10 protein-coding genes are annotated in these 8755 nt (G+C 70.1%); 4 read left to right on the plus strand and 6 right to left on the minus strand.

The genetic code is table 11. The annotated features are described in order from the left end of the window. Window positions 1–133: 133 nt before the first annotated feature. Window positions 134–1735 (minus strand): FAD-binding oxidoreductase, encoded by a 1602-nt coding sequence (locus ACFWYM_RS40295; RefSeq protein WP_384849113.1) that lies wholly within the window; start codon window positions 1733–1735, stop codon window positions 134–136. 85 nt (window positions 1736–1820) lie between these two features. Further along, a complete protein-coding gene (locus ACFWYM_RS40300; protein ID WP_384849116.1) occupies window positions 1821–1973 on the minus strand; it encodes a hypothetical protein in 153 nt (50 codons plus the stop codon). Between the two features lie 160 nt (window positions 1974–2133). Here ACFWYM_RS40300 and ACFWYM_RS40305 point away from each other — a divergent pair, with 160 nt between their 5' ends. Continuing rightward, complete coding sequence (locus ACFWYM_RS40305; RefSeq protein ID WP_384849119.1) at window positions 2134–3015, plus strand: hypothetical protein; 882 nt, start codon at window positions 2134–2136, stop codon at window positions 3013–3015. Window positions 3016–3133: 118 nt separating this feature from the next. Further along, window positions 3134–3331: a hypothetical protein gene (locus ACFWYM_RS40310; protein ID WP_384849259.1), complete on the plus strand. Its 198-nt coding sequence runs from the start codon at window positions 3134–3136 to the stop codon at window positions 3329–3331. Window positions 3332–3372: 41 nt separating this feature from the next. Here the strand turns inward: ACFWYM_RS40310 and ACFWYM_RS40315 are convergent, their stop codons facing one another. Next, window positions 3373–3729, minus strand: a complete 357-nt coding sequence (locus tag ACFWYM_RS40315) for a metal-sensitive transcriptional regulator (protein ID WP_384849122.1) — start codon at window positions 3727–3729, stop codon at window positions 3373–3375. Between the two features lie 197 nt (window positions 3730–3926). Here ACFWYM_RS40315 and ACFWYM_RS40320 point away from each other — a divergent pair, with 197 nt between their 5' ends. Next, window positions 3927–4547, plus strand: a complete 621-nt coding sequence (locus ACFWYM_RS40320) for a DUF47 domain-containing protein (RefSeq protein ID WP_384849125.1) — start codon at window positions 3927–3929, stop codon at window positions 4545–4547. 7 nt (window positions 4548–4554) lie between these two features. Further along, entirely contained in the window at window positions 4555–5553 is a 999-nt protein-coding gene (locus ACFWYM_RS40325; protein WP_384849128.1) for an anion permease, read from the plus strand. A gap of 119 nt (window positions 5554–5672) precedes the next feature. Here ACFWYM_RS40325 and pstB read toward each other — a convergent pair whose 3' ends face one another. From pstB to pstC, 3 genes are read right to left on the minus strand one after another with little or no spacing between them, the layout of a single operon-like run. Then, a complete protein-coding gene (gene pstB, locus ACFWYM_RS40330; RefSeq protein ID WP_384849131.1) occupies window positions 5673–6449 on the minus strand; it encodes a phosphate ABC transporter ATP-binding protein PstB in 777 nt (258 codons plus the stop codon). Between the two features lie 57 nt (window positions 6450–6506). Continuing rightward, window positions 6507–7598, minus strand: a complete 1092-nt coding sequence (gene pstA / locus ACFWYM_RS40335) for a phosphate ABC transporter permease PstA (RefSeq protein WP_384849134.1) — start codon at window positions 7596–7598, stop codon at window positions 6507–6509. Beyond that, entirely contained in the window at window positions 7595–8602 is a 1008-nt protein-coding gene (gene pstC, locus ACFWYM_RS40340; RefSeq protein WP_384849137.1) for a phosphate ABC transporter permease subunit PstC, read from the minus strand. The genes pstA and pstC overlap by 4 nt, the downstream gene beginning before the upstream one ends. Between the last annotated feature and the right edge of the window lie 153 nt (window positions 8603–8755).

Genomic DNA, 8755 nt, shown 5'->3' on the forward strand with positions numbered 1-8755 from the left:
GGGCTAGAGATAGCCCGTCCGGCGCTTGAGGACGAGCCGCGTCAGCGGCGATAACGGGTGCCCCAGGGCCGACGGAGTCGGCTGATTCGGGAAGGGGCGGGATTGGGGAAGGAAGCGCCGCAGGCCGACGAGGTCAGAGGGCTTGCGGGAACGTGAAGAAGCGGGTCGGGTCGTACTTCTTCTTCACCTTGGTCAGGCGGGTGGCCGCCTGGCCGTAGTAGGCCGAGCGCCAGTTCGTCAGGGTCGCGTCCGTGTAGTTCTGGTACGCGGCGCCCGAGGCGTGACGGGACATCGCGGCGTGTGTGGTTTTCAGCCACGCCTGAGCCGCCCGGCCCGAGGTACCCGCGCGCCACGACGCGATGTACTGGGCCAGCATCCGCGAGCGGCGGTGGACGAAGGCCGTGGCCGTGGGGTCGACGCGGTTGATCGCGCCGCCGAGGGCGGTGAGGGCGATGCTGCCCGCGCTGCCCGAGCCGCCGGTCATGTTCTCCACGTGGGTGAGCATCGCGCGGATGCCCGCCGAGGACAGGGACTTGTCGAAGAAGTCCGAACTCGCCGCGTACGTCTCGCGGTTGAGGGCGCCCCGAGGGCTGCGGCCCGGGGTCGCGCCCGGGAGATGGCACTGGGCGTCCGAGGAGAAGGACGAGCAGCCCGCGTACACCTCCATCGACTCCTCGTACGAGCGGCGCTTGAGGGAGACGCTGCGCGCCGGGGAGCCGGCCTTGTCGGCCAGGCGGTCCACCGCGTTCTGGAGGCCGCCGTACGTGCCGAGGGAGAAGCAGGCCACCGAGATGGTGGGGGTGCCGCCCGGCGAGTTCGCGAGGTGGAGGGACGACCAGATCTCGTCGGGCTGGCTCGGGCCCCACTCCTGCCACGCCTTGAACACCGCGGCCGCCTTCGACCAGGGCCACGTCATGTAGGCGGAGACGGCCTGGGGGGCCGGGTGGGTCTTGAAGGTCAGCTCCGTGACCACGCCGAAGTTGCCGTTGCCCGCGCCGCGCAGGGCCCAGAAGAGGTCGCTGTGCTCGGACTTGGAGGCGGTCAGCTGCTTGCCGTCGGCGGTGATGAGGGTGGCCGAGGTGAGGCTGTCGCAGGTCAGGCCGTAGGCGCGGGAGACCACGCCGTGGCCGCCGCCGAGGGTGAGCCCGGAGACGCCGACGGTCGGGCAGGAGCCCGCGGGGATCGTGACGCCCTTCGCGGCGAGGGCGCGGTAGACGTCGATCAGCTTGGAGCCCGCGCCCACGGTCGCCGAACTGCCGCTCGCACGCGTCTTGTTGAGCTTGGACACGTCGAGGATGAGGCGGCCGTTGCCCGAGGACCAGCCCGCGTACGAGTGGCCGCCGTTGCGTATGGACACCGGGGTGTGGTGGGCGCGGGCGTACGCGAGGGTGGTGCGGATGTCGTCGGCGTTCGCGACGTAGGCGACGGCGGTGGGCTTCAGGTTGTCGAAGCGCGTGTTGTAGAGCTGGCGGGCCGCGGCCCACTGGGCCTGGCCGGGGCGGACCAGGGAGCCGTCCAGGTCCTTGGCGAGCGCCGAGAGGTTCGCGGCGGCGGAGGCGGCCGCGCTCGTCGTGCGGACGGGGGCGCCGGTGCCGTCGCCGGAGCGGGTGCCGGTTCCGGAGGCGGTACGGGTGCCCGGACCCGAACCGCCGTCTCCCGAAGAGCTGGTGCAGCCCGTGGCCACGGCCGCCGCCAGTGTGGCTGCCGTGGTGCTGATGAACGTACGCCGTTCCATGACGCCTCCCGTCGTGCTTCCCGGAGTACGAGACGGCGTGTGCGTCCATCGGGTTCCGGAACGCGCGACAGGGGCTGGGGCCGCCTCAGCCGGAGGCGTGTTCCTCGGCGTCCGAGCGGGCCTTGCTGCGGGCTCTGCGGGCCGGGCCGCGCCAGCCGCAGCTGCAGTGGGCCGTGCAGAAGCGGCCCTTCTCGACCGTGGTGGTGCGGTGGGTCTCGGTCTGCTGCTGCTCGGCCACGGGCCCACGGTACCCACGGTGGGTGAACGGCCGGAGAAGAGCCCGTGGACGCACCCGTGCGCGTGACGCGTCAACGTACCGGTCGTTATGCGGAACGACAGGGGGACGCGGTTCAGCGAAGCGACATTCCGGCGCGGGAAGGCTTGGGGGTCGGCAGGCGATGGGGCAGCAGCACGGGAGTGGGAGAGGTGCGGCGGCCGCGGTCGTGGCCGCGGGACTGGTGGGACTCGTGGGCGTCGCCGCCACCGGATGCTCGAGCAGCGGCGCGGTCGCCGACGACCAGGGCCCGGGCGGCGACCCGGCCGCGGCGGTGCGGGCGGCCGCCGGAACGCTGGTGCGGGCGGGCAGCTCGCAGGCGCGCACGTCGATGGAGATGGACAGCGGCGGCACGCGCGTGACGGTGCGGGGCTCGGGTGCGTACGACTACGAGCGGCGGCTCGGCCGGTTCCAGGTGGTGCTGCCGAAGGACCCGGCGGGCGTCGAGGAGCACCGGCCCGTCACCGAGCTGATGGCCGACGGCGCCCTCTACATGAAGAACCGCGGCGCGGGTGTGCCCGACGACAAGTGGGTGCGCGTGGAGACGGCGACGCTCTCCGACGGCAACCTCGTGTCGGGCGGCGCCATGGACCCGCTCGCCGCCGCCCAACTCCTGCGCGGCGCGCGGCAGGTGACATACGTGGGCCAGGAGCGGCTCGCGGGCACGGAGGTCCGGCACTACCGCGGCACCCTCGACCTCACGGCCGCGGCGCGGTCCGCCCCGGGGGCGAACCGGAAGGTGTTCGAGGCGGCGGCGAAAGGGTTCAGCACGGTCGTGGTGCCGTTCGAGGCGTACCTCGACGAACAGGGGCGGCTGCGGAAGGTGCGGCAGAAGTTCAGCTTCGCCAATGCGGGGGCGAGGGGGGACAAGGGCGCCGCGTCGGGCGCCGGGCCGCGGGTGACCTCGACCATCCTGCTGTACGGGTTCGGGGCCCCCGTCGATGTACGGCTGCCGGAGGGCGGCGACATCTACTCGGGGAAGATCGCCGACCGGCAGGGCTCCTAGGGCGACGGTGGGAGACGGGTGGGCGGAAATGGTCCGTCCGTGCCATGCGCGGTGCGTAGGGCGATCCCTACTCTAGGAAGTCGGCACGGGCGGAACAGTGGACAGCGGTCAGGAAGAGGTGGTGAACGTGGCTCCGGTGCGTGGTGGGACGGCCGTTCAGGACCACGTCGCCCTCGCCGAGATCGAGCTCTGCGGCGAACTGATCATCGCGGCTTCCGCGGCGCGTGGTGAGCGGCTGAGCGCCGACCGGATCGACGAGGTGCTGAAGGTCTCCGACGGGGACGACTGGGGCGTGCCCGCCCAGCGGTCCGAGTAGCTCCCCCTCGCGTACGCACCCGTTCCTCACGTACGCACCCCTCACGTACGCATCATGCGCGCGATCGCCTTGGTCGCCTCTTCGACCTTCGCGTCGATCTCGTCGCCGCCCTTGACCGCCGCGTCGGCCACGCAGTGGCGCAGGTGCTCCTCGAGGAGCTGGAGGGCGAAGGACTGGAGGGCCTTGGTGCTCGCCGAGACCTGCGTGAGTATGTCGATGCAGTAGACGTCCTCCTCGACCATGCGCTGGAGGCCGCGGATCTGGCCCTCGATGCGGCGCAGGCGCTTGAGGTGCTCGCCCTTCTGCTTGTGGTAGCCGTGCACCCCGCGGTCGTGGTCGGTGAGCGTGGCCGCCTCGGTGGTGGGCGTCGCCGCGTCGGCTGCCTCGGTCGTCGTCATCGCGTCCTCCGCATCGTTCCCCGTACTGCCCCATATACCCCTGGTGGGTATATGGTACCGGATTTCCCGGGCCCGCACCGGGCCCTGTGCTGATCACTGTGCCTGATGGGCGACACTGGGTCCCGGCCGGTTAGCCGTGGCCGGATGATGCGCCTAGCATCAGCCTGACCGAAACCAAAGCACCCCGAGGACCCCACGTGCGCTTTCGTCTGACCCCCAGGGAGACGAGCTTCTACGACATGTTCGCCGCATCCGCGGACAACATCGTCACGGGCTCGAAGCTCCTGATGGAACTGCTCGGGGCCGACGCCTCGGCCCGAGCCGAGATCGCAGAGCGTATGCGGGCCGCGGAGCACGCGGGAGACGACGCCACGCATGCGATCTTCCACCAGCTGAACTCCTCGTTCATCACGCCCTTCGACCGCGAGGACATCTACAACCTCGCGTCGTCCCTCGACGACATCATGGACTTCATGGAGGAGGCCGTCGACCTGGTCGTCCTCTACCAGGTCGAGGAGCTCCCCAAGGGCGTCGAGCAGCAGATCGAGGTCCTGGCGCGGGCGGCCGAGCTGACCGCCGAGGCCATGCCGAACCTGCGGACGATGGCCAACCTCACCGAGTACTGGATCGAGGTGAATCGCCTGGAGAACCAGGCCGACCAGATTCACCGCAAGCTCCTTGCCACGCTCTTCAACGGCAAGTACGACGCCATCGAGGTGCTCAAGCTGAAGCAGATCGTGGATGTGCTGGAGGAGGCCGCCGACGCCTTCGAGCACGTGGCCAACACCGTGGAGACCATCGCGGTCAAGGAGTCCTGACCCCTCCATGGACACCTTTGCTCTGGTCGTGACCATCGGGGTCGCGCTTGGATTCACGTATACGAATGGCTTCCACGACTCCGCGAACGCCATCGCCACCTCCGTCTCCACCCGTGCGCTGACGCCCCGCGCGGCGCTCGCCATGGCCGCGGTGATGAACCTCGCCGGTGCCTTCCTGGGCAGCGGGATCGCCAAGACCGTCAGTGAGGGGCTCATCGAGACGCCCCACGGCAACAAGGGGATGTGGATCCTCTTCGCCGGCCTCGTCGGGGCGATCGTGTGGAACCTCGTCACCTGGTACTTCGGGCTGCCCTCGTCGTCCTCGCACGCGCTGTTCGGCGGGCTCGTGGGTGCCGCGCTCGCGGGCGGGATCGGGGTGATCTGGTCGGGTGTGGTCGACAAGATCGTGATCCCGATGTTCCTGTCGCCGCTCGTCGGACTCGTCGCCGGTTACCTGGTCATGTGCGCGATCCTGTGGATGTTCCGCAAGGCCAACCCGCACAAGGCCAAGCGCGGCTTCCGGATCGCCCAGACCGTGTCGGCGGCCGGTATGGCGCTCGGCCACGGTCTGCAGGACGCGCAGAAGACGATGGGCATCGTGGTGATGGCCCTCGTCATCGCCGACGTCGAGAACCCCGGCGACCCGATCCCGGTCTGGGTCAAGCTGTCCTGCGCGCTGATGCTGTCGCTCGGCACGTACGCGGGCGGCTGGCGCATCATGCGGACGCTCGGCCGGAAGATCATCGAGCTCGATCCGCCGCAGGGCTTCGCCGCCGAGACGACGGGCGCGGGCATCATGTTCACCACCGCGTTTATGTTCCACGCGCCGATCTCGACGACCCACGTCATCACCTCCGCGATCATGGGTGTGGGTGCCACGAAGCGGGTCAACGCGGTGCGGTGGGGCGTCGCCAAGAACATCATTCTCGGCTGGTTCATCACGATGCCCGCCGCAGCACTGGTGGCCGCGGTCAGCTTCTGGATCGTGAACCTGGCCTTCTTGTAGCCGGTTCCCCTGCGGTACGTACGACGGAAGGGCCCGCCCCCGGGAGCCAGGGGCGGGCCCTTCTTGTTTCCCTTGCGGTGGCACCGCCATGCAGCACCGCAAGGAGTCGGGGGAGCGGCTCAGCCGAAGCGGCCCGAGATGTAGTCCTCGGTGGCCTGGACCGACGGGTTGGAGAAGATGCGCTCCGTCTCGTCGATCTCGATGAGCTTGCCGGGCTGGCCGACCGCGGCCAGGTTGAAGAAGGCCGTGCGGTCCGAGACGCGGGCGGCCTGCTGCATGTTGTGCGTCACGATGACGATCGTGAAGCGCTCCTTGAGCTCGCCGATCAGGTCCTCGATGGCGAGGGTCGAGATCGGGTCGAGGGCCGAGCAGGGCTCGTCCATGAGCAGGACGTCCGGCTCCACCGCGATCGCGCGGGCGATGCACAGCCGCTGCTGCTGGCCGCCGGAGAGGCCCGAGCCGGGCTTGTTGAGGCGGTCCTTGACCTCGTTCCAGAGGTTCGCGCCCTTGAGGGACTTCTCGACGATGTCGTTCAGCTCGGACTTCTTGTACTTGCCGTTGAGCTTCAGGCCCGCCGCCACGTTGTCGAAGATCGACATCGTGGGGAAGGGGTTGGGGCGCTGGAAGACCATGCCGACCGTGCGGCGCACCGCGACCGGGTCGATGCCGTGCCCGTAGAGGTCCTCGTCGTCCAGGAGCACCTTGCCCTCGACGCGGCCGCCGGGGGTGACCTCGTGCATGCGGTTCAGGGTGCGCAGGAAGGTGGACTTGCCGCAGCCGGAGGGGCCGATGAAGGCGGTCACGGAGCGGGGCTCGACCGTCATCGAGATGTCTTCGATCGCCTTGTGGGAGCTGTAGTACGCGGTCAGGCCCGATACGTCGATTCGCTTGGCCATGGGGATCACTGCTTCTTTCGAATGGGGGTGGTGCGGAGGGTCGCTGATGTGGCCGCGTCAGCGGCCCGTCTTGGGGGCCTTCCAGCGGGCGATGCCGCGGGCCGCCAGGTTGAGGATCATGATGAAGGCGATGAGGACGAGGGACGCCGCCCAGGCCCGGTCGTACGCCGCCGTGGAGCCGCCGCTGTTCTGGTACTGCTGGTAGATGTAGAGCGGCAGCGACTGCTGCGGACCGCTGAACGGGTCCGTGTTGATCAGCGACGAGCCCCACACCAGCATCAGGACCGGAGCGGTCTCACCGGCGATGCGGGCCACCGCCAGCATGACGCCGGTGGTGATGCCGCCGATCGACGTCGGCAGGACGACCTTCAGGATGGTGCGCCACTTCGGGACGCCGAGGGCGAGCGACGCCTCGCGCAGCTCGTTCGGGACGAGCTTCAGCATCTCCTCGGTGGAGCGGACCACGACCGGGATCATCAGGATCGACAGGGCCATGGAGCCCGCGAAGCCGAAGGGCTGGAGCTTCAGGATCAGCATGATGCTGAGGATGAACAGGCCCGCGACGATCGACGGGACGCCCGTCATGACGTCGACGAAGAAGGTGACCGCCTTGGCGAGCTTCCCGCGGCCGTACTCGACGAGGTAGATCGCGGTCAGCAGACCGATCGGGACGGAGATCAGGGTGGCCAGGCCGACCTGCTCCAGGGTGCCGATGATCGCGTGGTAGATGCCGCCGCCCGGCTCCGCGTCGGTGACGACGCCCATGGAGTGGGTGAGGAAGTAGACGTCGAGGACCTTCACGCCGCGCTTGACCGTCTCGTAGATCAGCGAGGCGAGCGGGATCACGGCGAGGACGAACGCGACCCAGACGATGCTGGTCGCGACCCGGTCCTTGGCCTGGCGGCGCCCCTCGACCTTGGTGGCGATGGCGTACGTGCCGCCGACGAACAGGAGCGCGGCGATCAGGCCCCACTGGATGCGGCTGTGCAGTCCGCCGCCGATCCCGATGGCGCAGCCCGCGGCGACCGAGCCGAGGGCGATCGCCCACGGGGACCAGCGGGGAAGGCGGGCGCCGCGGAGCGAGGCGGACGGGGCCTTCGGGGCGGGCGCGGGCGGCGGGGTGGCGGTGTTGCCGGTGTGCTGGCTCATGCGTTGGCCCCCGAGTACTCCTTGCGGCGGGCGATGATCAGGCGGGCCGCGCCGTTGACGAGCAGCGTGATGACGAAGAGGACGAGGCCGGAGGCGATGAGGGCGTCCCGCCCGTCCACGCTGGCCTCGCTGTACTTGGCGGCGATGTTCTGAGCGAAGGTGCCGCCGCCGGGGTTGAGCAGGCTCAGGTGGATGTCGAAGTCCGCGGAGAGGACCGTCGCGACGGCCATCGTCTCGCCGAGCGCGCGGCCGAGGCCCAGCATCGAGGCGGAGATGACGCCGGAGCGGCCGAAGGGCAGCACCGACATGCGGATGACCTCCCAGCGCGTGGCGCCGAGGGCGAGCGCGGCCTCCTGGTGCATCAGCGGCGCCTGCCGGAAGACCTCACGGCTGACGTTGGTGATGATCGGCAGGATCATGATCGCGAGCAGGATGCCGGCGGCGAGCAGCGAGCGCGCCGGGCCCTCGTCCCAGGAGAAGACCCCGGTCCAGCCGAAGTAGTCGTTGAGCCAGCCGAAGAGCCCGTCGAGGTGCGGCACCAGGAAGAGGACGCCCCACAGGCCGTACACGATGGACGGCACGGCGGCGAGCAGGTCGACCACGTACGCGATGGGTCCTGCGAGCTTCTTCGGGGCGTAGTGCGTGAGGAAGAGCGCGATGCCGACGGCGACGGGGACCGCGATCGCCATGGCGATGACCGAGGAGACGATCGTGCCGAAGGCGAGGACGGCGATGCCGAAGACCGGCGGGGTCGCGGTGGCGTTCCACTCGAAGGTGGTGAGGAAGTTGCCCTCGTTCTTGCTGAGCACGAGCGAGGCGCGGTAGGTCAGGAAGACCGCGATCGCGGCCATGATCAGCAGCAGGAGGATGCCGGAGCCGCGCGAGAGCCCGAGGAAGATCCGGTCGCCGGGGCGGGTGGCGCCGCGGGCGGCGCGCTTGGTCTCGGTCGGGGTGGGGCGGTCGGCTGGAGCGGGAGGTGCGGTGGATTGAGCAGATATTTCCATGGGGTTCTCCGGTCTGCGGAGCAGTGGTCCCGCTGCGGTGGCGGGTGCTCCTGGCGGCGGTGCACCGGACGGCGCGGGGGCGCCCGCGGCGGGGGGGGCCGGGGGGGGGGGCGGGCAGGGGGGGGGCGGGGGGGGGGGCCGTGGGGGTGGGCA

Source organism: Streptomyces sp. NPDC059009 (assembly GCF_042740175.1).
Taxonomy (GTDB): domain Bacteria; phylum Actinomycetota; class Actinomycetes; order Streptomycetales; family Streptomycetaceae; genus Streptomyces.

Coding starts and splice junctions, on each gene's coding strand:
- ACFWYM_RS40295 (WP_384849113.1), bottom strand. CDS start 1,735: ATGGAACGGCGTACGTTCATCAGCACCACGGCAGCCACACTGGCGGCG.
- ACFWYM_RS40305 (WP_384849119.1), top strand. CDS start 2,134: ATGGGGCAGCAGCACGGGAGTGGGAGAGGTGCGGCGGCCGCGGTCGTG.
- ACFWYM_RS40315 (WP_384849122.1), bottom strand. CDS start 3,729: ATGACGACGACCGAGGCAGCCGACGCGGCGACGCCCACCACCGAGGCG.
- ACFWYM_RS40325 (WP_384849128.1), top strand. CDS start 4,555: ATGGACACCTTTGCTCTGGTCGTGACCATCGGGGTCGCGCTTGGATTC.
- pstB (WP_384849131.1), bottom strand. CDS start 6,449: ATGGCCAAGCGAATCGACGTATCGGGCCTGACCGCGTACTACAGCTCC.
- pstA (WP_384849134.1), bottom strand. CDS start 7,598: ATGAGCCAGCACACCGGCAACACCGCCACCCCGCCGCCCGCGCCCGCC.
- pstC (WP_384849137.1), bottom strand. CDS start 8,602: ATGGAAATATCTGCTCAATCCACCGCACCTCCCGCTCCAGCCGACCGC.